General features: G+C 32.7%; 29 protein-coding genes. 14 read left to right on the forward strand and 15 right to left on the reverse strand.

Going from position 1 to position 23,015, the window contains the following annotated elements:
* Positions 1-43: 43 nt before the first annotated feature.
* The 8 genes from ACIQ2J_RS11665 to trmB form a co-directional block, all read right to left on the reverse strand.
* Positions 44-610, reverse strand: coding sequence for a YceI family protein (locus ACIQ2J_RS11665; RefSeq protein ID WP_396169965.1), 567 nt, complete (start codon positions 608-610; stop codon positions 44-46).
* Between the two features lie 56 nt (positions 611-666).
* Complete coding sequence (locus ACIQ2J_RS11670) at positions 667-2,049, reverse strand: hypothetical protein (protein WP_396169967.1); 1,383 nt, start codon at positions 2,047-2,049, stop codon at positions 667-669.
* 23 nt (positions 2,050-2,072) lie between these two features.
* Positions 2,073-2,657 carry a YceI family protein gene (locus ACIQ2J_RS11675; protein ID WP_396169969.1) on the reverse strand — a complete coding sequence of 195 codons (585 nt, stop codon included), beginning with the start codon at positions 2,655-2,657 and terminating at the stop codon, positions 2,073-2,075.
* 283 nt (positions 2,658-2,940) lie between these two features.
* Positions 2,941-3,363, reverse strand: a complete 423-nt coding sequence (locus tag ACIQ2J_RS11680) for a type II toxin-antitoxin system VapC family toxin (RefSeq protein ID WP_396169971.1) — start codon at positions 3,361-3,363, stop codon at positions 2,941-2,943.
* A gap of 4 nt (positions 3,364-3,367) precedes the next feature.
* Positions 3,368-3,505: a hypothetical protein gene (locus tag ACIQ2J_RS11685; RefSeq protein WP_396169974.1), complete on the reverse strand. Its 138-nt coding sequence runs from the start codon at positions 3,503-3,505 to the stop codon at positions 3,368-3,370.
* Between the two features lie 49 nt (positions 3,506-3,554).
* Positions 3,555-3,878 (reverse strand): MGMT family protein, encoded by a 324-nt coding sequence (locus ACIQ2J_RS11690; protein WP_396169976.1) that lies wholly within the window; start codon positions 3,876-3,878, stop codon positions 3,555-3,557.
* Positions 3,878-4,513: a LysE family transporter gene (locus ACIQ2J_RS11695; RefSeq protein ID WP_396169978.1), complete on the reverse strand. Its 636-nt coding sequence runs from the start codon at positions 4,511-4,513 to the stop codon at positions 3,878-3,880. The genes ACIQ2J_RS11690 and ACIQ2J_RS11695 overlap by 1 nt, the downstream gene beginning before the upstream one ends.
* On the reverse strand, positions 4,514-5,188 hold the full coding sequence (trmB, locus tag ACIQ2J_RS11700; RefSeq protein WP_396169981.1) for a tRNA (guanosine(46)-N7)-methyltransferase TrmB: 675 nt from the start codon (positions 5,186-5,188) through the stop codon (positions 4,514-4,516).
* A gap of 94 nt (positions 5,189-5,282) precedes the next feature.
* Between trmB and ACIQ2J_RS11705 the strand changes: the two genes are divergently transcribed.
* Complete coding sequence (locus tag ACIQ2J_RS11705; protein WP_396169983.1) at positions 5,283-6,353, forward strand: glycosyltransferase; 1,071 nt, start codon at positions 5,283-5,285, stop codon at positions 6,351-6,353.
* Here the strand turns inward: ACIQ2J_RS11705 and ACIQ2J_RS11710 are convergent.
* Both ACIQ2J_RS11710 and ACIQ2J_RS11715 read right to left on the reverse strand, forming a co-directional pair.
* A complete protein-coding gene (locus tag ACIQ2J_RS11710; protein ID WP_396169985.1) occupies positions 6,327-7,370 on the reverse strand; it encodes a sensor histidine kinase in 1,044 nt (347 codons plus the stop codon). The genes ACIQ2J_RS11705 and ACIQ2J_RS11710 overlap by 27 nt on opposite strands.
* 32 nt (positions 7,371-7,402) lie before the next feature.
* The gene (locus tag ACIQ2J_RS11715) at positions 7,403-8,086 is read right to left on the reverse strand and encodes a response regulator transcription factor (protein WP_396169987.1); all 684 of its coding nucleotides are present in this window, start codon (positions 8,084-8,086) and stop codon (positions 7,403-7,405) included.
* A 278-nt stretch (positions 8,087-8,364) separates the two neighbouring features.
* Here ACIQ2J_RS11715 and ACIQ2J_RS11720 point away from each other — a divergent pair, with 278 nt between their 5' ends.
* The 3 genes from ACIQ2J_RS11720 (at position 8,365) to ACIQ2J_RS11730 (ending at position 10,849) form a co-directional block, all read left to right on the forward strand.
* Positions 8,365-8,700 (forward strand): T9SS type A sorting domain-containing protein, encoded by a 336-nt coding sequence (locus ACIQ2J_RS11720; protein ID WP_396169989.1) that lies wholly within the window; start codon positions 8,365-8,367, stop codon positions 8,698-8,700.
* A gap of 94 nt (positions 8,701-8,794) precedes the next feature.
* Positions 8,795-9,790: a T9SS type A sorting domain-containing protein gene (locus ACIQ2J_RS11725; RefSeq protein ID WP_396169991.1), complete on the forward strand. Its 996-nt coding sequence runs from the start codon at positions 8,795-8,797 to the stop codon at positions 9,788-9,790.
* A gap of 78 nt (positions 9,791-9,868) precedes the next feature.
* On the forward strand, positions 9,869-10,849 hold the full coding sequence (locus tag ACIQ2J_RS11730) for an acyl transferase (RefSeq protein WP_396169993.1): 981 nt from the start codon (positions 9,869-9,871) through the stop codon (positions 10,847-10,849).
* A gap of 222 nt (positions 10,850-11,071) precedes the next feature.
* Here ACIQ2J_RS11730 and pckA read toward each other — a convergent pair whose 3' ends face one another.
* The gene (pckA, locus tag ACIQ2J_RS11735; protein ID WP_396169995.1) at positions 11,072-12,697 is read right to left on the reverse strand and encodes a phosphoenolpyruvate carboxykinase (ATP); all 1,626 of its coding nucleotides are present in this window, start codon (positions 12,695-12,697) and stop codon (positions 11,072-11,074) included.
* 82 nt (positions 12,698-12,779) lie between these two features.
* Complete coding sequence (locus ACIQ2J_RS11740) at positions 12,780-13,166, reverse strand: DUF423 domain-containing protein (RefSeq protein WP_396169997.1); 387 nt, start codon at positions 13,164-13,166, stop codon at positions 12,780-12,782.
* 123 nt (positions 13,167-13,289) lie between these two features.
* Between ACIQ2J_RS11740 and ACIQ2J_RS11745 the strand changes: the two genes are divergently transcribed.
* From ACIQ2J_RS11745 to ACIQ2J_RS11755, 3 genes are all read left to right on the forward strand, one after another.
* A complete protein-coding gene (locus ACIQ2J_RS11745) occupies positions 13,290-14,051 on the forward strand; it encodes a DUF3108 domain-containing protein (RefSeq protein ID WP_396169999.1) in 762 nt (253 codons plus the stop codon).
* Between the two features lie 2 nt (positions 14,052-14,053).
* Positions 14,054-14,368 (forward strand): hypothetical protein, encoded by a 315-nt coding sequence (locus ACIQ2J_RS11750; RefSeq protein WP_396170001.1) that lies wholly within the window; start codon positions 14,054-14,056, stop codon positions 14,366-14,368.
* Positions 14,369-14,481: 113 nt separating this feature from the next.
* The gene (locus ACIQ2J_RS11755; protein WP_396170003.1) at positions 14,482-15,858 is read left to right on the forward strand and encodes a saccharopine dehydrogenase family protein; all 1,377 of its coding nucleotides are present in this window, start codon (positions 14,482-14,484) and stop codon (positions 15,856-15,858) included.
* 325 nt (positions 15,859-16,183) lie between these two features.
* Here ACIQ2J_RS11755 and ACIQ2J_RS11760 read toward each other — a convergent pair whose 3' ends face one another.
* Together ACIQ2J_RS11760 and ACIQ2J_RS11765 are read right to left on the reverse strand one after the other, a co-directional pair.
* Entirely contained in the window at positions 16,184-16,933 is a 750-nt protein-coding gene (locus tag ACIQ2J_RS11760; protein ID WP_396170056.1) for a uroporphyrinogen-III synthase, read from the reverse strand.
* A 17-nt stretch (positions 16,934-16,950) separates the two neighbouring features.
* Positions 16,951-17,616 (reverse strand): DUF4271 domain-containing protein, encoded by a 666-nt coding sequence (locus tag ACIQ2J_RS11765; protein ID WP_396170006.1) that lies wholly within the window; start codon positions 17,614-17,616, stop codon positions 16,951-16,953.
* 106 nt (positions 17,617-17,722) lie between these two features.
* On the opposite strand from ACIQ2J_RS11765, the gene ACIQ2J_RS11770 reads away from it, so the two are divergent.
* The 5 genes from ACIQ2J_RS11770 (at position 17,723) to ACIQ2J_RS11790 (ending at position 20,799) form a co-directional block, all read left to right on the forward strand.
* Positions 17,723-18,448 carry a polyprenol monophosphomannose synthase gene (locus ACIQ2J_RS11770; protein WP_396170008.1) on the forward strand — a complete coding sequence of 242 codons (726 nt, stop codon included), beginning with the start codon at positions 17,723-17,725 and terminating at the stop codon, positions 18,446-18,448.
* A 51-nt stretch (positions 18,449-18,499) separates the two neighbouring features.
* Positions 18,500-19,840: a dihydroorotase gene (locus tag ACIQ2J_RS11775; protein WP_396170010.1), complete on the forward strand. Its 1,341-nt coding sequence runs from the start codon at positions 18,500-18,502 to the stop codon at positions 19,838-19,840.
* Positions 19,841-19,848: 8 nt separating this feature from the next.
* Positions 19,849-20,232, forward strand: coding sequence for a DUF4296 domain-containing protein (locus ACIQ2J_RS11780; RefSeq protein ID WP_396170013.1), 384 nt, complete (start codon positions 19,849-19,851; stop codon positions 20,230-20,232).
* Between the two features lie 91 nt (positions 20,233-20,323).
* Positions 20,324-20,488, forward strand: a complete 165-nt coding sequence (locus tag ACIQ2J_RS11785) for a hypothetical protein (protein ID WP_396170015.1) — start codon at positions 20,324-20,326, stop codon at positions 20,486-20,488.
* Positions 20,464-20,799, forward strand: coding sequence for a type II toxin-antitoxin system RelE/ParE family toxin (locus tag ACIQ2J_RS11790; protein ID WP_396170017.1), 336 nt, complete (start codon positions 20,464-20,466; stop codon positions 20,797-20,799). Before ACIQ2J_RS11785 ends, ACIQ2J_RS11790 begins: the two co-directional genes overlap by 25 nt.
* Positions 20,800-20,801: 2 nt before the next feature.
* Here the strand turns inward: ACIQ2J_RS11790 and ACIQ2J_RS11795 are convergent, their stop codons facing one another.
* Positions 20,802-21,395, reverse strand: a complete 594-nt coding sequence (locus tag ACIQ2J_RS11795) for a thioredoxin family protein (RefSeq protein ID WP_396170020.1) — start codon at positions 21,393-21,395, stop codon at positions 20,802-20,804.
* Between the two features lie 182 nt (positions 21,396-21,577).
* Here ACIQ2J_RS11795 and pyrH point away from each other — a divergent pair, with 182 nt between their 5' ends.
* Both pyrH and frr read left to right on the forward strand, forming a co-directional pair.
* Complete coding sequence (gene pyrH / locus ACIQ2J_RS11800) at positions 21,578-22,285, forward strand: UMP kinase (RefSeq protein WP_396170022.1); 708 nt, start codon at positions 21,578-21,580, stop codon at positions 22,283-22,285.
* A gap of 67 nt (positions 22,286-22,352) precedes the next feature.
* Positions 22,353-22,913, forward strand: a complete 561-nt coding sequence (gene frr / locus ACIQ2J_RS11805; protein ID WP_396170024.1) for a ribosome recycling factor — start codon at positions 22,353-22,355, stop codon at positions 22,911-22,913.
* Positions 22,914-23,015 lie beyond the last annotated feature (102 nt).

The following is a 23,015-nucleotide window of genomic DNA, read 5'->3' on the forward strand; positions in this document are numbered from 1 at the left end:
TAATTGAGGGCTTTGGAGCAATAGGAGGTGTTACTTTCTTGTTTTAATACTGCAAAAACAAATTGAAATTAATATCTACATTATCATCAACTTCAATTAAACCAAAAACTTTTTTGGGACATTTGAGATCGAAATCTTTAATGTTTAATTTTAAGGTTCCTTTTACATTATTATTTTTGGCGTTGAAAGCCATCGGAATAAGATACTCTTTCGTTTTTCCTGCTATTTCAATTAGTAATCTAGTTGTAATAGCAGTACCATTGAGATCTAATTCTTTTAATTCGATGTTGATATTATCGAAGTCCTCCGCTTTTAAAATAGTTTTGAAATCTTTGGTAATCATTTTACTACTACAATCAAAACCTTTACTTTTTATAGCAATTTTAGCATTGGCAAAACTCATTTTAGATTCGTTATTTTTTAATACCGTAACTAAAATTTCATCCTCTAGGAAATTAGAGTTGTACTTGCACTTAAAAGAATTTACATTGGATTTTCCATGAATTGTGATTTCACTTTTAGAGGTGATTTTGACTTTGGTTTTGGTACTAAAAGTAAAACCAAAACTTAAAAAAACTAAAACTACTACTATAATTTTATATGCTTTCATAACCTATAAAAAGAGAAAAGCCGAAACTTTTCTCTTTTGGTATTAGTTTATTGTTACTAGAACGTGATAACAGATTCGAACATGAAACCGTTGAATTTACCACCATATAAATCGTTAGGATTACCTGCAGTAAATTGAGAATAATCTTTATAGCTTTGGCTTACATAAGCTAATTTAGCTAGTATGTTTTTGGTCATAAACCAACCACCACCTAATTCTACTCTGTTTATACTTATTGCATCCACGTCTGTGTTAGTTAATTTTCCAGAAACCGTGTTGTATTTAGCTCCTAAATAAAGGTTTTCTGATTTTCCGAATCGGTAAACTACATCTCCTGAATATTGATTAACGGTACGAGTTTCGTCAGAACCTTTTAAGTTACCACCTGAGGCAAATTCTATTGTTCCGAAAACTTCAAGACCTTTGAATTTTACAAATGGGTTAACCATAATAGAAGTAGCCCAGTTTCCAAAATTTGGATTAAATCTACCAGTATCTTTATTAGCTGTTACATCAAAATTACTTGCTACTGGAGCACTTACACCAGTATATGCTTGGTGGGACATTACAGCATAATAGTGACTACCTGCTCTATCAGAAGAGTATAAAGCACTACTAATATTGGATACATGGTAAAAAGATCCGGTTACTCTTACTCTTAAATCTTTATCTATTTGTTTGTCGTATCCAAGTTTAGCTAAGATAGTTGGACTAACCGTTGTGTTAGGAACTGGCGCTGTGACAGTTGCATTACTAGGAATGAATTCGGCTACACTTTGATTCAATTTGGAATTGGTTACCCCTAACATACTTACAAATCCGCTTCTGTTGTAGTAAACCTCAACTCCTGGCTCTGTGATAAAAGCATCCATAATGTTATTTTCAATAAATGGATTTACTAATGCACTACCATTATCGGATCTTCTAAAATGGGCATCCCCATAGTTGTTTTCCATTTGACCTACTTTAATTGTAGCATATTTCATGAAATCGGCAAGGAAGTCTTTTTTAATGAAATCTAATTTGTCTATTTGTAAATACCCCCCTTTTACCCATGTTTCATTATGGTGTCTGGCAGAAAGATAAAGATCTAAATTAACTCTAACTCCATCTGCTAATTGCGCTCCAAATGTCATGTTGGCAATTGGTAAATTCAAGTTGTTGGCAAGGTTATTTAATCTGTAATTTGCAATTGGCGCAGGAAGATTTTCATGGTCATTGAACGAATTTAATGCTTGAAATTGTAATGCAAATGCCGCACCTAAGTAAACACTAACTCCTTTGAACTTGGCACTGTCTTTTTTAACGTCAAATACATTTATTCCGTCTTTATCTCTTGGAATACTGTTCTGTACCTGTCCGAATGTGGTTTGTGCACTAATGCTGGTTGTGAAGCCTATAATGGCTATCAGCAACGATAATTTAATAAATTTTTTCATGATTTGGGGTTTTAATTTTTGTTTTAATTATAAGTTACTTTAAAATCTATAGTTACATCTGGTCCAGTTTTGATGGTTCCAAACAAAGCTTTTGGAGGAGTCACTTTATACTGCATCATTGTAATTTTAGTTTTTCCGGAAAGAATTACTTTTTTTCCAGAAACTACTGCGGTAAAAATTTGAGTTATATTTTTTGTTGTACCAGAAATAGTTAAGTCTCCTTGGGTTTCTATGGAATAGGTGTTAGGAGCTGTTTTGGTAATTTTTAATACTTTGGTAAGACGGTAATTAATAGTTTTATACTTTTTACTATTAAGTGCTTTAAAGGTATTGCCATCCATTCCAGATCTTCCGCTAAGTAGTTGTTCGGTCTCTACAGAAAAATCTAAGTATTTAACTTCTTCTAATATATTAGCTTCGATAGTAAAAGTTGCTTTTCCGCTCATTGCATGAGCGACGATATCCCAATCGTGAACATTAGAAGTTCCAAATATGGTTAATTTACTTTCCGCTAAATTTAATTTTGATTCTTGGGCATAAAAGATGTTGGTCGTAAAAAGTAAAAATCCAACAAGAATAATTTTCAGACATTTTTCATAAGTTTCCATTGCTCTCTATTTATTGTTTTAATTATAGGGCAAATTTCCTACAAAAAGGAAAGGACTAACATGACTTTTATCACGTTTTAAGAAAAAATATTATAAAATATTAACAGATGTTTAACGAAATCGATTGAGTAGAGGGATATTGATTTAGGATAATCTAAAGTAAGAATATAAAAGGTAAATTTATTGTAATGAAGGTTCCCAAAAAACCTTCTCGAAATCTACAATTTGATTATTTACAACTGCAACTCCTTCATTTACTAGAAGTTGTTGCGTCAGTAAAAAATTATCTCTTATTAAAAACAAAGTGTAGTAGTTGTGAAGTATATTCTTTGAATTTTTTATCAGAAGATACCAGAATTAGATTCTCAGTGATTGCTTGTGATAGGATAGCGTGATCGAAAGGATCGTTGTGATGGGAAGCGATTTTAAGTTTAGATAGTGTTTTGGTATGCTCTTTGGTGAAGGGAATGATTTTGATATTGAAGTCTTTTTCAATAGCAATATGTAATTCTGTTGCTGTTTTATATTTCTTTGCTTGTATTTTTTTAATTCTATACAATTGTAACAATTCAAGTACCGAAATGGAACTTGTGTATAACTGGTTGTTATACTCGTTTAAAATCTCTTCTGTTTCTTTGGAAATGTTATCAAATTCGGATAATAAAACATAAACCAAAATATTAGTATCTAATAAATAGCGAGCCATATTATTATTTTAACACTGCACGCATGTCAATTATCTTATTCCCTGCATCTTTATTTTTCAACATTGCAAGCCATGTTTTAGACATTTTTTTAGTATTGTCTTTTTCTGCTGTTTTGGTAGTAGTTTTTGATGTAGTTTTCATAATGCACTCATTTAAAGAACAAATATAAAAAAAGAATTTATAAAATATACTAGTTTTCTATCTCAGGTGCCCAAAAAACCTTCTCAAAATCTACAATTTGATTGTCTACTACTTGAATGCCTTCGTTTTCTAGAAGTTGTTGCATTAGGTTAGTGCCATCAAAATGAATTTTACCCGTAAGCAATCCTTTTCTATTCACTACGCGATGGGCAGGAACGTCCTCTCTATTATGGGAAGCATTCATTGCCCAACCCACCATTCTTGCAGAGCGAGCTGTACCTAATACTTTGGCTATTGCACCATAAGAAGTAACTCGGCCTTCGGGAATTTGTTTTGCAATGGTGTACACTTTTTCAAAGAAATTTTCCTCCATTAAAAGTACTCCTTTACTAGATTAATAAGCGTTACTACCGCAACAATTCCGGTGATAGTTCCAATCATTTTATTCATATTATTAATAAAAAAATCGGCTTTGGATTTCATTTTATTAAAGAAAGCTACATACAAATAAAACACTGTTGTGGAACCCAAAACTACTCCAAGTACAAAACTGTATTCTGGAACGGGTTCAAAAGCAAAAACACTATAGGAAGCCATAGTCATGCTAATTAATACATAATATGGAATTGGAAAAAAATTGATTGCCGAAACAAACATGCCTACAAAAAAACGGCTTCGTTTACTTTTAACAACAGCGTGTTCATTGTTACTACTATTAGGTTTCTTGGCAAATTTCAAGAAATATACGGTTAAGGCTATAAAAATTACGAGTCCTATTTCGCGAAGTAAAATTACTACCTCATTATGACGATCTATGTATTGAGCAAAAATTACCGAAATGTAGGTTTGAAAAAATATTATCAATAATACCCCTAAAACAAACACCATTGCTCTTTTTTTTCCGTCAACAAGACTCACTTTGGCGGCAGTTAAGTTGATTAGTCCTGGTGGAATAACCCCTATAACTGCTGCTAAATATCCACAGAAAAACGGAAGAAAAACATTCATTTATTTAATTTTAAAACGAATATACGTAATTGCTTTATTAATTTCTAAATATTGTTTTTCGTAAAAGGTTTGAATGCTTGTTACTTCGCTAGGCGATCCTTCATTTTTATATACATTATGATTGGCATACAAAACTTCGTGCCCTTCGCCGTGCAACAATCCTAAGGTGTAACCGTGCATGAATTCGCTATCGGTTTTCAAATTCACTACACCATTGAGTTTTAATATTTTTTTATACAATTGTAAAAAATCCGAATTGGTCATTCGGTGCTTGGTACGTTTGTATTTTATTTGTGGATCTGGAAAAGTAATCCATATTTCATCTACTTCGCCATCGGCAAAAATGTGATTTACTAACTCAATTTGGGTTCTAATAAATGCCACATTGTGCATTCCTTCGTCTATTGCAGTTTTTGCACCACGCCAAAAACGGGCACCTTTTATGTCAATTCCCACAAAATTTTTATCGGGAAAAAGTGCGGCCAAACCAACAGAATATTCTCCTTTTCCACAACCTAATTCAATGATTATTGGATTGTCATTTTTAAAGAAATCACTGTTCCATTTTCCTAGAAGTGGAAAACTATTGCTAACTACTTCTTCTCTTGTAGGTTGAAAAACATTTTCGAATGTTTCGTTCTCCTTAAACCTTTTTAACTTGTTTTTACTTCCCACGGCTAAAATTAATATTTTGGTAAAAATAAGAAAATATTAGTTTACATTTTTTTTTATATATTGCACTGCAGAAATTAATAAAGTCGTATACCCTATGACAACAAATAACTTACCTACTAACATCCTGGTAGCGCCCTTAAACTGGGGCTTAGGCCATGCAACGCGATGTATTCTTATAATTAAAGAGCTAGAAAAAAATGGCTTTAATCCGATAATTGCATCCGACGGAGACTCCTTATTATTGTTAAAAAAAGAGTTTCCGCATTTAACTGCATTGGAATTACCTTCCTACAGGATTAAATACCCCAAAAATCCTCGGTTTTTTAAATGGAAAATAGTACTAAATAGTCCATTAATAGCTAAAGCAATTATTTCGGAAAAAAAATTGGTAAAAAAATGGACTACAGAATATTCACTTAAAGGAATTATTTCAGATAATCGCTTTGGAGTTTATAGTGAAAGCGTACCTTCGGTTTATATTACGCACCAATTAAAGGTTATGTCGGGAAATACTACCTGGATTACGAGTAAAATTCATGCCTTTTTTATTAAAAAATTTAATGAATGTTGGGTGCCTGATGTTATGGGAACTCCAAATTTATCTGGCGAATTGGGCCATTTGAAAAAAACCGATCTTACTATTAAATACATTGGTATGTTAAGCCGGATGAAGAAAGAGATTGTTCCAATTAAATACGAACTAATGGTGCTGCTGTCTGGACCAGAGCCACAAAGAAGCCTATTAGAAGAAAAACTTACAAAAAGACTCCAAAACTATACCTATAGAGTAGTATTTATAAAAGGAAAGGTAGAGGCAGAGCAAAAAATAGAGCAAATTGGGAACGTTACATATTATAATTATATGCAAACGAAACAATTAGAAAAAACTTTTAATGAAAGTGAAATGGTGCTTTCAAGATCTGGTTACACAACGATTATGGATTTGACAAAATTAGAAAAGAAAGCCTATTTTATTCCAACTCCGGGACAATACGAACAAGAGTATTTAGCAAGTAAATATAAATTTGCGGGTATGATTGCGAGTTCCAGACAACATACATTTAGATTTGAACATTTAAGTGCTATGTATTTATATAGAGGTTTACCAAAAATAAAATCAGAAACCAATTGGATTGAATTATTTAACCTTTTCCAAAGTAAATGAAAACTCAGATCCTTTACTAAATTCGCTTTCTACATAAATTTTTTCATTGTGCCCTTCAATAATGTGTTTCACAATTGAAAGACCAAGTCCGGATCCACCTTCGCTTCGTGCTCCACTCTTATCTACTCTAAAGAAACGTTCAAAAAGTCTTGGTATAAATTGTTGTTCAATTCCTTCGCCATTATCTTTAACTCTAACGATAATTTTATTTTCTACTAAATCTTCAATAGCAACCTCAGTGGTGCCATTTTCTTTACCATATTTAATAGAGTTTATAACTAAATTGGTTATTGATTGTTGGATTTTTTCTTGATCGGCAATAACATTAATTGCCTTGTTGTATTTTCTGTCGAACATTAAAATAATGTTCTTTTTATCGGCATTCATTTCTAACAAATCAAAAACATTCTGAATCAATTCTACAATATTAAATTCTGAATATTCCAAGTTTAATTGACCCATTTCTAATTTAGAAATCATATCTAAATCTTCAACAATATATATAAGTCTTTCTACGCCTTTCTCTGCTCTTTCTAAATATTTTTTGCGAAGATCTTTGTCTTTCATTGCGCCATCTAGCAAAGTAGAAAGATAGCCTTGTACAGTAAAAAGTGGGGTTTTCAACTCGTGGGAAACATTTCCCATAAATTCTCTACGGTATTCCTCACGGACTTTTAAATTTTCTATTTCGAGTTTTTTATCGGTAGCAAATTTTTTAACCTCTCGAGTTAACGTTGCCATATCGGTAGTTATGGATTGTGTTCTTAGTGTAGAGGAATCTAAAAGAGATACATCGTCATAGATTTTTTTTACCCTTCTATAAATAAAATGCTCCACACGATATTGCAAAACGAAAAATGAAAAAAAAGCAATAGAAAATGCAAAAGCAACAGCGAATTGCCAAGAAAAAGTAGCAAATAAAAATAACAATCCAACAACTAAAGCAGTAGAAAAAAGTGTAATATATAGAGTAGAAATTACAGCAAAAGTATACGTTTTCTTAAAGTTTAACGACATTAATATAGTGTATTCTGATTTATATAAAAAAATTATACTTCAAATTTATAACCGACACCTTTTATGGTTTTAAAAAAATTATCTCCAATTTTTTCCCGTAATTTTCTAATGTGTACATCTATTGTTCGTCCGCCCACAATTACATCATTACCCCAAACCTTATCGAGAATTTCTTCTCTTTTAAAAACTTTTCCAGGCTTGGAAGCAAGCAAATAAAACAATTCAAATTCTTTTCTTGGAAGCACAATTTCGCGGCCTTCCATTACTATTTTATATTCTTCTCGGTTTATTAAGATTCCGCCAACATTTAAATTTTCACTTGAAAAAGAATCTTCCTTCAACCTTCTTAAAAGTGCTTTTACTTTACTAACTAACAGTTTAGGTTTGATAGGTTTTGCAATATAATCATCTGCTCCAGCATCAAACCCTGCAACTTGAGAATAATCTTCACTCCTAGCTGTTAAGAAAGCAATAATAGTACTGCTTAATTCTGGAATTTTTCTAATATTTTCGCAAGCTTCCATGCCATCCATTTCAGGCATCATTACGTCCATAATAATCAGTTGTGGTCGTTCTTTTTTTGCAACTGCAATAGCCTCTCTTCCATTAGAAGCAGTGATAATAATATATCCTTCTTGCTTTAAATTATAACTAACAATTTCAAGAATATCTTGTTCATCATCAACTAATAATATTTTAATCTCTTTTTTTTTCATAAAAGTAAAAACTTGTTTCGGGGTCCGATTGTAAAGATAGTACAAAAGTATAGAATTTATTAACTAGAAAACAATATGATAACATTAACGTAACTATTTAAAAACAAAAGCATCCCAAATAAAAAAAATAAAGCATTAAACTAACAATCTTTATTAATCCTATCAAAAACTATTATTGCCTTTATTTTAATATTAACATAAAATTAATAACAAATTAGAAATAATTTGGAATTTTATTCAAATTAATATTATATCTTTGCTAGGACGAAATGAAACAAATGAAGAAAATTTACTTTTATACTTTATTGTTATTCTTTTGCTTAAGCACATTTAGTGTTGCAGCTCAAGAAACAAAACAGCAACCAAAGGTTCAGGACAATACAATTGAGGGTTTGAACTTTTACCCTAATCCTGTAACCAATGGAAAGATATACATTTCCTCCAAATCTAATGACGATAAGCAAATTACAATTTTTGATGTTTTAGGAAAAAAAGTTCTTCAAACAACTTTAACATCTAAAGAATTAAATGTTGCTACACTTTCCCCAGGTGTTTATTTTATCAAAATTGAAGAAGGAGAATCTAGTGCTACTAGAAAATTAATTATCCGATAATTAAAAACCATTCATTAACTATTTTTTTACATGGATTTTTCCAATTTGAAAGAAATAGTGATTAGCTTTGTCAAATAATTTTATTTTAAAAATCATGAAAAAACTTTACATTTTATCTTTACTGATTGCATCAACAGCAACTTTTGCTCAGGGCTCAGATGCTTTTCCATACACTGGAGCACTAAATGCAAACGGATGGCTTACTCATAGTGGCATTTCTGGACAAATGACAACATTAGCAGGGTCTCTAAATTACACAGGCTTAACTTCAAGTGGAAATCAAACTCAAATTGTTGCTGGAAACACTGAAGACGTTAATCTTACTTCTGCAACTGCATTAACAGGCGTAGCTTATTACTCTGCATTAATAAACCTACCCAATGTAACTGGTCAGGCTGCGAACACAACTACTGGAAATTATTTTTTAATGCTGGGTACTTCATCTTCAACAACACCTCCAACATTAACCGTTTTTAGTTCTAGATTATATATTCGTGCTGGCTCAGTAGCGGATACTTTTAATTTAGGTATATTAAATGGATCTGGCGGAACAGCTGCTCCAACATTTTCTGCAACAGATTACAGCATAAATACTACTTATTTTGTAGTTGTTAAATTTGATTTTACTTCAAATACTGCAAGCTTATGGGTAAATCCTGCAATAGGAAGCACCGAAGGAACTGCAACAGTAACTAATGCAACAGGAACTACAGCAGCTCCTGCTCAAGTAGACAAGTTTGCTATTAGAGAAGCTGGAACAGCAACTGCTGGAACAGGTAATATTCTAATAGATGAAGTAAGAATTGGTGGAACTTGGGATTATGTAACTGCTGCAGTCTTAAAAAATAACCAATCAGAAATTTCTGGATTAAGTATATACCCTAACCCAGTTGTTAACGGAACTTTATTCATTAATACGGATGCTAACGCAGAAAGAACAGTAACTGTTTTTGACGTTTTAGGAAAACAAATTTTAAACACTACAACTTCTACCAATGCAATTAATGTAAGCCAATTAAACACTGGCGTATACATGGTACGTATTACAGAAGAAGGAAAAACTGCAACAAAAAAATTAGTTATCAGATAATTAATTAATCTATATTTCAAAAGCTCCAATTCACGTTGGAGCTTTTTTATTTTTATTACTTTTGTAAAAATTATTACCTTGATTACTTCACAAGATATTTTCACAATTTCCAATGCAAAGCAATTTGAAAAAATTGCTTTAAAAGTATTTCGTTTCCAACACGAAAACAATTCCGTTTACCGTGAATTTTGCGAACTATTAAAAGTGGAAAAAGGCAGTGTAAAAAGTTTACAACAGATACCATTTTTACCCATTCAGTTTTTCAAGAGTCATGAAATAGTTTCTAATTCCGATTCTATTCAAGAGACTTTTACTAGTAGCGGCACAACTGGAATGATTACTAGCAAACATTTAATTACCGATGTAACTCTGTACGAAAATAGTTATCGAAATGCTTTTTCTGAATTTTACGGAAACATTGAAGATTATGTAGTATTAGCATTGCTACCCTCCTATTTAGAACGCAGTGGATCTTCATTAATCTATATGGTGAAAGATTTGATTGAACTTTCTAATAACTTTAACAGTGGCTTTTATTTGAATAATTATGATGAGCTTATTTCAAAATTAATTGAATTGGATTCATTAGGTCAAAATGTTATTTTAATAGGAGTTACTTATGCTTTACTGGATTTAATTGAAAAACGAAAATTTGAATTAAAAAATACCATTATCATGGAAACTGGAGGTATGAAAGGAAAACGAAAAGAAATCATCCGAGAAGAATTACATGAACTTCTTTGTAACAGTTTTGGCGTTTTAAGCATTCATTCGGAATATGGCATGACTGAATTATTATCGCAAGCCTACTCATTAGGTAACGGAATATTTGAATGCCCTAACTGGATGAATATTTTAATTCGCGATACCGAAGACCCCTTAACTTATGTTCCTGTCGGGAAAACCGGTGGAATAAACGTTATTGATTTAGCCAATATAAATTCCTGTTCCTTTATTGCTACGCAAGATTTAGGTAAGAAATATCCTAATAATTCCTTCGAAGTGTTAGGAAGATTTGATAATTCCGACATTCGGGGTTGCAATTTAATGGTTTTATAATTATACTTTTATATTAATAAAAGACAAAACCTATCTGAGCCCCGATTGCAGTGGAAATCCTTTTTTGACTCCGACAGAGTTTTTAACTCTGTCGGAGTTAAAAAAGATTGCAACGAAAAGCGGGAATTGCCTTTTCTAAAATGCGCAAACCATTCGCTTCTAATAAAAAAAGTCCGACATTACTGCCGAACTCTTTCCGTTTAGGTATAGTTTGTTTGTGTATTATAATTTAGGTCCAGCTTGAACTAGATTTTCACCTTCAGCATTATGGGTATATTGAACGAAATTTTTAATGAATCTTCCTGCTAAATCTGTTGCTTTGGTGTTCCATTCGGCAACATCTGCATACGTATCCCTTGGGTCTAAAATTGCAGGATTTACATCATGCAAAGCAGTTGGAACCACAAAATTAAAAACTGGAATTGTTTTTGTTGCAGCTTTTTCAATAGAGCCATCTAATATAGCATCGATAATGGCACGGGTATCTTTAATAGAAATACGTTTTCCGGTTCCGTTCCAGCCCGTGTTAACCATATAGGCAGTAGCGTGGTGTTCTTCCATTTTCTTAACTAATTCTTGCCCGTATTGTGTTGGATGCAAAGAAAGGAATGCTTTTCCAAAACAAGCCGAAAAAGTTGGCTCTGGTTGGGTTACTCCTCTTTCGGTCCCTGCTAATTTAGCCGTAAATCCGGAAAGAAAATAATATTTAGTTTGCTCTGGAGTTAATTTAGAAACTGGAGGAATTACTCCAAAGGCATCTGCAGTTAAAAAGATAACTTTTGTAGCATGACCCGCTTTAGAAACTGGTTTCACAATATTGTGAATATGGTTTATTGGATAGGAAACTCTCGTGTTTTGCGTAACCGATCCATCTTTAAAATCAATTTTTCCATTGGCATCAACCGTAACGTTTTCTAATAAAGCGTCTTTAGTAATTGCACCGTAAATATCGGGTTCGTTTTCTTTACTTAAATCAATGGTTTTAGCATAACAGCCTCCTTCAAAATTAAATACGCCATCGTTATCCCATCCGTGTTCGTCGTCTCCAATTAGTTCTCTTTTTGGATCGGTAGATAAAGTGGTTTTTCCTGTTCCAGATAATCCGAAGAAAATAGCAACATCACCATCGGCACCTTTATTAGCCGAACAGTGCATTGAAGCAATTCCTTGTAACGGCAAGTAGTAATTCATCATAGAGAACAACCCTTTTTTCATCTCACCACCATACCAAGTACCACCAATTAATTGCATTTTTTCGGTAAGATTAAAGGCAACATACACTTCCGAATTTAATCCGTGATCTTTATATTCTTTAAAACTAGTTTTAGAACCATTCATAACAACAAAATCGGGCTCACCAAAATTTTCTAACTCTTCTTCCGATGGACGAATAAACATATTTTTTACAAAATGTGCTTGCCAAGCCACCTCCATAATAAAACGAACTTTTAATCGGCTATTTTCATTAGCACCGCAAAAGGCATCTACCACAAACAATCGTTTTCCTGAAAGTTGTTCAGCTGTGGTTGCTTTTAAAGCATCCCAAGTAGTTTGTGAAATAGGCTTGTTGTCGTTAACAGCTTTTTCAGAATTCCACCAAACCGTATTTTCGGTAATGCTGTCTTTAACAATATATTTATCTTTTGGAGAACGACCGGTAAACTCGCCAGTCATAACATTTACGGCTCCAAGTTCTGTCAATTGACCTCTCTCATAGCCTATTAAGTTTGGATTTAATTCTTCTTTGTATAAAAATTCAAAAGAAGGATTGTAAATAATTTCTTGTGCATTTCGTATTCCGTATTTTTCTAACGAAATCGATTTCGTAACTGGAGTGTAATTATCCATAAAAATGTGTTGTATTGCAATTAGTAATTAGGGGACAAAGGTAAAAAAAATTATCATTACAACGTTATAGTTAATAAGTTAATTATGCTTTTTTCTTTAAAAATTGAATCATTAAGATGCTCCAAGCACTAATTAATAACAACCCTCCAATTGGAGTTACAAAGCCAATTGCCTTAAAATTAAAGGCGTTCAAGCTATCGGTAGCCAACAAATAAATAGACCCTGAAAAGAAAATTACTCCTAAAATGGTTAAAACTAAGATAGTTTTCTTAACTTTAGTAGACAAATGAGTGTTTAATCCTAAAAATAACAAAAACAAAGCGTGGTACATTTGGTATTTAACTCCGGTTTCAAAAGTTATTAATTGATCTGCGGTTAATACTTGTTTCAAGGCATGCGCACCAAAAGCGCCTAAAACTATAGAGGTCATTCCGAAAAAAGCTGCTGTAGATAGTATTTTGTTATTCATTTTTGGATAGGGTATAATTTTTAACAAATTTATCAGTTATCTATCAATTGCGAAAGGACTTTTATGTTTTCTTTTAGATTAAACAATTTTAAACTTTTATATTTGCATTTAAATTTATTGATTATGAAAAAAACGTTATTTTCACTAGCACTAATTTTGATTTTTTGTTCTTTTAAAACAGAAAACACTACTGGAATTCCTTCAGGAGAAAAATTAATATTTGTTGGCTCCTATAATATGAGCGGATTAATGACCCAATTAGCCCAAGTCACCCTTTCAACGGAAATGGTGAACACCTCCAAAAATTCCTATTTGCACCTTAACTGTGAATTAGCCACTTATGCGAAATGGGATAAGTTCTTCAAAATAAGAGATTCCTACGAATCGTATGTAGATCCAATATCTTTAAAACCTAGTCTTTACAAACGAAGTATTGACGAAGGCGGCTGGACTAAGAAAGAAAAATATACTTTTAAAGGTAATTCGGTAACGAGTAATTCTAAAAGAAAAAACAGTCCCGAAACCACAAAAACCTTTTCTGTTGGCAGCTCCACACAAGACGTAGTTTCCTTGATGTATAAATTAAGAACTATGGATATTGCCAAAATGAAAACAGGTCAATCGCAATCTTTTGTGGCTGTTTTTGATGAAAAACAAATCCCAGTAACCGTAAAATTATTAGGAACCGAAACCGTTTCTGCTGGAAATTTAGGTTCTAAAAATTGTTATAAACTTTCCATAGGTGCCAAAACCGACGTCCTAAAAGGGAAAGATAAAAACCTAATTTACTTAACTGCCGATGCTAAAAAAGTACCGGTTTTAATGAAATTTAGCATTCCTGTTGGCACCGGTCAATTAGCATTAACCTCAGCAACCGGAATATAATCATGAGAAAAACTTTATTAATTATTGCCATCGTCTTAACCATTGTTAGTATTATTTTTTCGGTTTTGCCTTTAGATACTTTAGCTCTTGCGCCTATAGGTTTGGCATTGTTTTTTATTTTCTTAACTTTTAAAAAATCCGATGTTGCGCAACGAAAATTCACCAAGATACTTTTCATCGTTACCTATATCTGCGCATTAGTAGTGTTAGGAAAAACCTTTTTAATAAAAGATAAAGTTGCAGAAGACACCCAATTGGAACAACAAAAAGTAGAATCTAAAAAAGAAGACATTAAAGATCTAGAAGGTTTAGAGTAATTCTGCTCTCAACAAACACCAAAGCCCATTTTACGTGGGCTTTTTGTTTTTGTCAAAAAAGAGTGTCAAATCATTACAAATTCCTAAATTTGTAATCCATTTACAAACAAATTATGAGAAATATACTAATCATAGGTGCCGGACGCTCGGCATCCTCCCTTATACAATACCTTTTAAATAAATCCACACAAGAAAATCTGCATCTTACCATTGCCGATATTTCATTAGAACTAGCGCAACGAAAAACCAATAACCATCCTAATGCTACTGCAATTGCTTTAGATATTACTAACGAATCGCAACGCCATACCGAAATTGCCAAAGCCGACATTGTAATTTCGATGCTTCCGGCACATTTGCACATTGAAGTTGCCAAAGACTGCATCCTATACAAAAAACACATGGTTACGGCTTCTTATGTTTCGGATGCCATGCAAGAATTAGATGCTGCCGCCAAAGAAAACGGACTAATTTTCATGAATGAAATTGGTCTAGATCCTGGTATCGATCACATGAGCGCCATGAAAGTAATTGAAGAGATACGAGAAAAAGGCGGCAAAATAATACTTTTCGAATCTTTTTGTGGCGGACTAGTAGCACCCGAAAGCGACAACAATCTTTGGAACTACAAATTCACTTGGGCACCAAGAAACGTAGTTCTTGCAGGTCAAGGTGGCGCAGCCAAATTCATTCAAGAAGGAAAATACAAATACATCCCTTACACCAAACTATTCCGAAGAACCGAATTTTTAATGGTAGAAGGTTACGGAAAATTTGAAGGTTACGCCAATAGAGATTCCTTAAAATACCGCAGCGTATATGGTCTAGACGATGCTCTTACGCTTTATCGAGGCACCATCCGAAGAGTTGGTTTTTCTAAGGCTTGGAACATGTTCGTGCAACTAGGCATGACCGACGATACCTATACTATGGAGAACTCCGAAAACATGAGTTTCCGCGAATTCACCAATTCTTTTTTGCCTTACCACCCTACCGATTCTGTAGAAATTAAAACTCGTATGGCCCTAAATATCGAGCAAGACGACATCATGTGGGACAAACTATTAGAACTCGATTTATTCAACTCCAACAAAATAGTTGGACTAAAAAATGCAACTCCTGCACAAATTTTAGAGCGCATCCTTAACGATAGTTGGACCTTGCAACCCAAAGACAAAGACATGATTGTCATGTACCATAAATTTGGCTACGAAATACAAGGGCAACAATACCAAATCGATTCCAAAATGGTATGCATAGGCGATGACCAAACCTACACCGCCATGGCTAAGACTGTGGGCTTACCAGTTGCTATTGCTACCCTGCAAATCCTAAACGGAAATATTAAAACCCCAGGCGTGCAACTGCCCATTCGCAAAGAAGTTTACGAGCCTATTTTAAAAGAATTAGAAGAATTTGGAGTAATTTTCCACGAAACCGCAATGCCTTATATTGGCTACAATCCGGATAAATTAGTGACTTCTAATTAAGGTACTAAAGGGCTGATATTCTAGGGTTCTAAGTTTTTTTTAGGAGCGAAAGTGAAGGCATTTTAATAAACGTCATTCCCGCTTTACGTTGCAATCTGTCATTGCGAGGAACGAAGCAATTTAATAACACTAAACGGTAACGCAATGCCAGGATTTCCACTGCAATCGGGGCTATACAGGTTTTGGCTTTTGTGAAATTAGCATTCAGATAGAGCATTAAACGAATAGAGAAATTGCACAATATATTAATTGATAAGCAAAAAATCCCAAATTCTTCCGATACTTCGGAGTGAATTTGGGATTTCAATATTTAGAAATTTTTAATTTACTTTCCTTTGTTGGCTTCTGCTACATAACGTTCTAACGCCATAGTCATTGATGGTGTTTCTGGTGTTGGAGCAAGAATATCAATTCGTAATCCATGTTCTAAAGCTTCTTTTTGAGTAGTGCTTCCAAAAACTGCAATTCGAGTTTCATTTTGTTTGAAATCTGGGAAATTTTTAAACAACGATTTAATTCCAGTAGGACTAAAGAATGCTAAAACATCATAATAAACATTAGCCAAATCCGATAAATCACTCATAACTGTTTTGTAAAAAATAGCTGGAGTCCAATCGATTTTCAAGTTGTTTAAGGTGGTTGGTGCGTCTGCATTCAACTGGTCGGAAGCAGGTAATAAAAATTTTTCGTCTTTATATTTTTTAAAAAGAGGTGCCATATCAGCAAAATCTTTTTGTCCAACGTAAATCTTACGTTTTCTATAAACTACATATTTCTGTAAATAAAAAGCAATTGCTTCCGATTGGCAAAAATATCTTAAGTCTTCCGGAACTTTATATCGCATTTCCTCAGCAACTTTAAAGAAATGATCCACTGCGTTTTTACTAGTTAAAATAATAGCCGTAAAATTATTAAGGTCTATTTTCTGAGCTCTAACATCTTTTGCGCTTACACCTTCTACATGAATAAATGAGCGAAAATCTATTTTCACCTTATGCTTTTGTTGTAAATCAAAATAAGGGGAATTCTCTACTTTTGGCTCTGGTTGTGATACCAAAATCGTTCTTACTTTCAAGTTTGACATGTTGTGCTCTAGTTTTTTGTAATCAAATAATAAATGAAATAATAAGGAGCTATTTCAAGTGCGCAAAGATACAAAATAAAATAAAACAACTTGGATAATATTATATTTTGATAAATTTTTAAAGAAATAAAATAAGTAAGTAAATTTATTGTTAATAAAATAACAATAATAACAAGTATTGCTGAATATGCAATAAAATTAGTATAAAAAAGAATTATGGAAACAGGGAGTAATAATAGTCCTAAATAGGTTCTAAACGTAACTTTTTGTAAATTAAACTGTTCTGCAATCTCTTCAATACCAAAAATAGTAGCAATTATTTTTTCAAATAAGAATTTTGAAAGTATGAAAACTGTTAATAAAGTGAATATTCGCAGGAATAATACCCAATCTGTTTTAGCTCCCAATCCTAAATGAAAAAATATTAATTGTATAAAAAAAGATAGGGATATTAAGTTAACTACGAATAGCAACAAATTAAATCCACTCATTAAATGAGAACTTTCTCTGTAAATTTTGGTGTATTTATTAGAAACAATCAATCTAAAGAAATCGTTGAAACGAGATTCGAAAGCTGACTTTGCAATAGCAATTAAGACCAATGAAAGCAAGAAAACAAGTGTTGCCCAGTCTTTATTTTCTATAACTCTTTGATGTAATTGTTGCGCTATCATTGGTAGCAAAATTACTAAATTTATTTCTTCCTTTACTATTATAATTTTATTAAGAGTTAAGATAATATAAAATGAGTATTTTTGCATGAACTTTTTTACTGTAAATATGAATTGTGGCCTTGTAATTATCCCTACCTATAACGAAATTGAAAATATAGAAAGCGTTGCGCGAGCAGTTTTTTCTTTAAATAAACCATTTCATGTTCTTATTGTGGATGATAATTCGCCAGACAAAACAGCCGACAAGGTAAAAGAACTTCAAAAAGAATTTTCAGCTAATTTGTTTTTAGAGCAACGAGAAAAAAAAGCGGGTTTAGGTACTGCATATGTTCACGGATTTAAATGGGCTCTGGCTCGAAATTATGAATTCGTTTTTGAAATGGATGCCGATTTTTCGCACAACCCTATCGATTTAGAACGGTTATATGATGCTTGCCATTTTGGAGGTGCCGATTTAGCAATAGGTTCGCGTTATGTTACAGGAGTAAACGTAGTAAACTGGCCTTTGAGCAGGGTTTTACTTTCGTACTTTGCTTCGGTTTATGTACGAATGATCACAGGAATGAAAATCATGGATGCTACAGCGGGCTTTATTTGCTACAGCAGAAAAGTTCTAGAAAGCATCAATTTAGATAAGATAAAGTTTATTGGATATGCTTTTCAAATTGAAATGAAATACAGAGCATTTTCTAAACATTTCAACATACAAGAAGTACCTGTTATTTTTACCGATAGAACCAAAGGACAATCTAAAATGAGTGGTTCCATTATTAAGGAAGCCATATTTGGAGTTTTGACTTTACGCATAAAAAAAATGTTTAATAATCTATAATAAAATTCGTAAGTTCCTATAACATGGACTTGGAAAGAAGAAAAATAAATCATGAATACCATTTTAATAAAGAATGCGAAGATTGTAAATGAAGGGCGAATTTTTGAAGGGGATGTTTTAATTGAAGGCGAATTTATTAAAGAAATAGCCCAAAGTATTAGCCATAAAAGTTCAAATTGCAAAGTTATTGATGCCGAAGGAAATTTTTTAATTCCGGGTGCCATTGATGACCAAGTGCATTTTCGCGAACCGGGATTAACCCACAAAGGCACTATTGCTTCCGAAAGTAGAGCTGCCGTTGCTGGCGGAATTACCTCATTTATAGAACAACCCAATACAGTTCCGAATGCTATTACTCAAGAATTATTGGAGCAAAAATATGAAATAGCTTCCAAAAGTTCGTATGCCAATTATTCGTTTATGATGGGAGGTACTAATGATAATTTGGAGGAAATTTTAAAAACCAATCCGAAAAATGTTGCAGGAATAAAATTATTTTTAGGTTCTTCAACTGGAAATATGTTGGTGGATAATGAAGAAGCGCTAGAAAAAATATTCTCTAGTACCAAAATGCTAATAGCTGTTCATTGTGAAGACGAAGGAACAATTAAAGCAAATTTAGAAAAATATACAGCCGAATTTGGAGACGATATTCCAGTTACAGCGCATCATTTAATTCGAAGTGAAGAGGCTTGTTATATATCTTCTTCCAAAGCTATTGCGCTTGCTAAAAAAACAGGTGCTAGATTACATGTTTTCCATCTTTCTACTGCCAAAGAAATGGAGCTTTTTTCAAATAAAATTCCGTTAGCCGAAAAACAAATTACTGCTGAAGTTTGCATACACCACCTTTGGTTTACCAATGATGATTATGCTACTAAAGGGAATTTCATCAAATGGAATCCTGCTGTAAAAACTGCTGCTGATAGAGATGCTTTATGGATTGCATTGCTTAATGACACTATTGATGTGATAGCAACCGATCATGCGCCCCATACTTTAGAAGAAAAATCTCAACACTATAGCAGCGCTCCTTCGGGCGGACCATTAGTGCAACATGCTGTTGTAGCTCTATTTGAAGCCTACCATCAAGGTAAAATATCAGTAGAAAAAATCGTAGAAAAAATGTGTCATAATCCTGCGATTATCTTTAAAATTGAAAAAAGAGGATTTATCAAAGAAGGATTTTATGCCGATTTGGCAATTGTAAATCCGTCTAAACCATGGAGCGTTAACAAAGCCAATATTTTGTACCATTGTGGATGGTCTCCTTTTGAAGGAACTAATTTTAAATCCAGGATATCTCATACTTTTGTAAACGGGCAATTAGTTTATGAAAATGCTAAAGTTAAAGAGCTAAAAGCAGCTAAAAGATTGCTTTTTGATAGATAATTTATACTATGAAAAAATTTGTTTTACTTTTTACTGTTCTTTTTTTTGGAGCTACTAGTTGTAAAGAAGAGATTGTTCCTAAACCAAAAAATCTTATTGAAAAAGATAAAATGGTAAATATTATATATGATTTAGCCATTTTGGAAGCTGCAAGAACTCAAAATTCTTCGGTTCAAAATTATTTAAAGCCAACCGAATTCATTAAAAATAAATATAAAATTGATAGTTTGACTTTTGCCAAAAGTACCCAATATTACGCATCAGACATTAAAGAATATAAAAAAATGTACGATGAGGTAAAAGAACGTCTTACTGCTGCGAATGCTAAATTAACCGGAAAAAAGATTGTAAAAGCAGTAGATTCAGCTCCTGAAGTTGGAGTTTTGAAATAATTTTTATTATAAAACTTCAGAAAATCGTTTTCTAGATTTTTTTTAATTTCTTTTTTTCTTACTTTTACAATACGTTTAAATTTAAGTCATTATGAAAACTGCAAAACAAAAACCAAAAAACTTAGCCACCCCAGGTAAACCGATGTTGCAAGAAGACTTTGTTTCTTTGATAAAAGAAGCAGAAGCAGGTGAATTTATAAGTTTAGAAGAATCTGAAAAAAGGTTTAAAGAATGGAGATTGCAAAGAAAGAAGTAGTCACTTCTAAATTATTTGATACTATTGATGTTTTAGACATTTACGAATATGGAGAGTCAACTTTCGGAGAAAGACTTGCAGTTAGTTTTATTGATGAAATTTACTCTTATATTGGAAAACTTCAAACCCAATACCTTCTTCATCCTGAATGCCGACATTTGGAAACCAAAACCAAGATATATAGAAATATTATTTTAGGTTCCTATCTAATAATTTATAGAATTCGTGCAAACAGAATAGAAGTTCTAAGAGCTTTTCACGGAAGCAGATCACCAAGAATCATAAGGCAAGTGCGGAAAGTAAAAATATAATATTACTTTAGTAACGCTACAATCTCCTGCTGAATAGCAACTCCTTTATCCGCTAAATACCATTTTTGCAATTCAATTTTTGCTGCTTCATCCACAACTCCATGAGTCGCTTTGTAATCTAAAATCAACTGTTTTGCAGGTTTTGGTCTTGGGCCAAAATCACCAACAACTGCTCCCGATACTATATCTATAATAATCAATTTAGGAATCGACTTAGTGCCATCGGTTAAAAACAAATTCATCAAATCTTCATTTGCATCACGAAGAACAATTCGCAAATCAATTTTATCCGAAACTTCAGCCATTTTATTAATAACTGGAAGAATTTGTGCAGCATCCCCACACCAGCTCTCGGCAAGTACTAACCAAATATACTCTTTAGATAAGTTTTCTAAAAATAATTTCACATCCTCAATCACTTCTAAAGTCTTGTCTAAACGATGCATGCGCGATTCATTTAACTTAGTATAATGGATATAATCTGGATTAATATTAGTTCCAGAAGTTTGTCCGTCTTGCGCTAATTTGGCAATAAGATTTCTGTATTGTTGATAAGAACTGCTTTTGGCAATGCTCGTATTTAGTATCGAATTCATAGTAAATTATTTGTTTCTGGGGCAAATATACAATTACAATAAAATTATAACTGTAAGAAATGTTACACAACTTGATAATTTGCCTATAAATAAAAAAAGGAAATGTTTATATTTGCATCATAAATTAATAAATACAACACCAAAAGAGTAAATAAAACTTTTTCAAACACCAAAAAACTGCAATGAAATACAAAAGAATTCTTCTAAAATTAAGTGGTGAAGCATTAATGGGCGAAAGACAATATGGTATAGACCCTAAAATTCTGTCGGAATATGCAGATGAAATAAAACAAATTCATGACAAAGGGGTGGAAATTGCAATTGTTATTGGTGGTGGAAATATTTTTAGAGGGGTTGCTGGCGCAAGTAACGGAATGGACAGAGTGCAAGGCGACTATATGGGAATGCTAGCTACCGTTATTAACGGGATGGCTTTGCAAGGCGCATTGGAAGACAAAGGGATATTAACTAGATTGCAAACTGCTTTGAAAATTGAAGCCATTGCAGAGCCTTATATTAAAAGAAGAGCGGTACGCCACCTTGAAAAAGGAAGAGTAGTTATTTTTGGAGCTGGAACAGGTAACCCATATTTCACAACCGATACTGCAGCGGTATTGCGAGGTGTAGAGGTTCATGCCGATGTTATTTTAAAAGGAACTCGAGTAGACGGAATTTATACTTCAGATCCAGAAAAAGACACAAGCGCAACTAAATTCGACTATATTTCTTTTGAAGACGTATTAAAAAAAGGATTGAATGTAATGGATACTACCGCATTTACCTTAAGCCAAGAAAATAAATTACCTATCGTTGTATTTGATATGAATAAAAAAGGCAATCTTTTAAAAATTTGTGAAGGAGAAAACGTAGGAACAGTAGTAAATATTTAGTTAATGGTTTATTGTTTGTTGTTCATTGTTATGCAAACTATAAACTTAATATCAAACATAGAATAAAATGGAAGAAATTGAATTTATAATTGATGGCACTAAAGAAGCCATGAATGGTTCTGTAGACCACTTAGAAAAATCTTTTTTAAACATTCGTGCTGGTAAAGCATCGCCACAAATGCTAGGAAGTGTTTTTGTTGATTATTATGGATCACAAACACCTCTTTCGCAAATTGCAAATGTTACCGTGCCAGATGCCAGAACAATTACCATCCAGCCGTATGAAAAAAGCATGTTGCACCCAATAGAAAAAGCAATTATGATTGCCAATCTTGGTTTCAATCCAATGAATAATGGTGATATAGTAATTATTAGTGTGCCACCATTAACGGAAGAACGTCGAAGAGATTTAGTAAAACAAGCAAAACAAGAATCGGAAGATGCTAAAATTGGAATTAGAAACCACAGAAAAGACGCTAATTCGGATATTAAAAAATTAGAAAAAGAGGGGACTTCGGAAGATTTATGTAAAAAAGCAGAAGAAGATATTCAAAAACTAACCGATGCTTTTATCAAAAAAATTGAAGAGCATCTAGCGCATAAAGAAGCCGAAATAATGAAAGTCTAACTTCGTTAAATCTATATTAAAATCCGTTCCTTTTATGGCACGGATTTTTTTATTACTACATTTGTACCAATTATAATTTTCTATTTCAAAATCAAATCCTCT

The organism is Flavobacterium sp. (assembly GCF_044357305.1).
Lineage (GTDB): Bacteria > Bacteroidota > Bacteroidia > Flavobacteriales > Flavobacteriaceae > Flavobacterium.

What these genes read in the sequence shown, in the direction of transcription:
- ACIQ2J_RS11665 (WP_396169965.1), bottom strand. Translation starts at nt 610, where the DNA reads ATGAAAGCATATAAAATTATAGTAGTAGTTTTAGTTTTTTTAAGTTTT.
- ACIQ2J_RS11670 (WP_396169967.1), bottom strand. Translation starts at nt 2,049, where the DNA reads ATGAAAAAATTTATTAAATTATCGTTGCTGATAGCCATTATAGGCTTC.
- ACIQ2J_RS11675 (WP_396169969.1), bottom strand. Translation starts at nt 2,657, where the DNA reads ATGGAAACTTATGAAAAATGTCTGAAAATTATTCTTGTTGGATTTTTA.
- ACIQ2J_RS11680 (WP_396169971.1), bottom strand. Translation starts at nt 3,363, where the DNA reads ATGGCTCGCTATTTATTAGATACTAATATTTTGGTTTATGTTTTATTA.
- ACIQ2J_RS11685 (WP_396169974.1), bottom strand. Translation starts at nt 3,505, where the DNA reads ATGAAAACTACATCAAAAACTACTACCAAAACAGCAGAAAAAGACAAT.
- ACIQ2J_RS11690 (WP_396169976.1), bottom strand. Translation starts at nt 3,878, where the DNA reads ATGGAGGAAAATTTCTTTGAAAAAGTGTACACCATTGCAAAACAAATT.
- ACIQ2J_RS11695 (WP_396169978.1), bottom strand. Translation starts at nt 4,513, where the DNA reads ATGAATGTTTTTCTTCCGTTTTTCTGTGGATATTTAGCAGCAGTTATA.
- ACIQ2J_RS11705 (WP_396169983.1), top strand. Translation starts at nt 5,283, where the DNA reads ATGACAACAAATAACTTACCTACTAACATCCTGGTAGCGCCCTTAAAC.
- ACIQ2J_RS11710 (WP_396169985.1), bottom strand. Translation starts at nt 7,370, where the DNA reads ATGTCGTTAAACTTTAAGAAAACGTATACTTTTGCTGTAATTTCTACT.
- ACIQ2J_RS11715 (WP_396169987.1), bottom strand. Translation starts at nt 8,086, where the DNA reads ATGAAAAAAAAAGAGATTAAAATATTATTAGTTGATGATGAACAAGAT.
- ACIQ2J_RS11720 (WP_396169989.1), top strand. Translation starts at nt 8,365, where the DNA reads ATGAAGAAAATTTACTTTTATACTTTATTGTTATTCTTTTGCTTAAGC.
- ACIQ2J_RS11725 (WP_396169991.1), top strand. Translation starts at nt 8,795, where the DNA reads ATGAAAAAACTTTACATTTTATCTTTACTGATTGCATCAACAGCAACT.
- pckA (WP_396169995.1), bottom strand. Translation starts at nt 12,697, where the DNA reads ATGGATAATTACACTCCAGTTACGAAATCGATTTCGTTAGAAAAATAC.
- ACIQ2J_RS11740 (WP_396169997.1), bottom strand. Translation starts at nt 13,166, where the DNA reads ATGAATAACAAAATACTATCTACAGCAGCTTTTTTCGGAATGACCTCT.
- ACIQ2J_RS11745 (WP_396169999.1), top strand. Translation starts at nt 13,290, where the DNA reads ATGAAAAAAACGTTATTTTCACTAGCACTAATTTTGATTTTTTGTTCT.
- ACIQ2J_RS11750 (WP_396170001.1), top strand. Translation starts at nt 14,054, where the DNA reads ATGAGAAAAACTTTATTAATTATTGCCATCGTCTTAACCATTGTTAGT.
- ACIQ2J_RS11755 (WP_396170003.1), top strand. Translation starts at nt 14,482, where the DNA reads ATGAGAAATATACTAATCATAGGTGCCGGACGCTCGGCATCCTCCCTT.
- ACIQ2J_RS11765 (WP_396170006.1), bottom strand. Translation starts at nt 17,616, where the DNA reads ATGATAGCGCAACAATTACATCAAAGAGTTATAGAAAATAAAGACTGG.
- ACIQ2J_RS11770 (WP_396170008.1), top strand. Translation starts at nt 17,723, where the DNA reads ATGAATTGTGGCCTTGTAATTATCCCTACCTATAACGAAATTGAAAAT.
- ACIQ2J_RS11775 (WP_396170010.1), top strand. Translation starts at nt 18,500, where the DNA reads ATGAATACCATTTTAATAAAGAATGCGAAGATTGTAAATGAAGGGCGA.
- ACIQ2J_RS11780 (WP_396170013.1), top strand. Translation starts at nt 19,849, where the DNA reads ATGAAAAAATTTGTTTTACTTTTTACTGTTCTTTTTTTTGGAGCTACT.
- ACIQ2J_RS11785 (WP_396170015.1), top strand. Translation starts at nt 20,324, where the DNA reads ATGAAAACTGCAAAACAAAAACCAAAAAACTTAGCCACCCCAGGTAAA.
- ACIQ2J_RS11790 (WP_396170017.1), top strand. Translation starts at nt 20,464, where the DNA reads ATGGAGATTGCAAAGAAAGAAGTAGTCACTTCTAAATTATTTGATACT.
- ACIQ2J_RS11795 (WP_396170020.1), bottom strand. Translation starts at nt 21,395, where the DNA reads ATGAATTCGATACTAAATACGAGCATTGCCAAAAGCAGTTCTTATCAA.
- pyrH (WP_396170022.1), top strand. Translation starts at nt 21,578, where the DNA reads ATGAAATACAAAAGAATTCTTCTAAAATTAAGTGGTGAAGCATTAATG.
- frr (WP_396170024.1), top strand. Translation starts at nt 22,353, where the DNA reads ATGGAAGAAATTGAATTTATAATTGATGGCACTAAAGAAGCCATGAAT.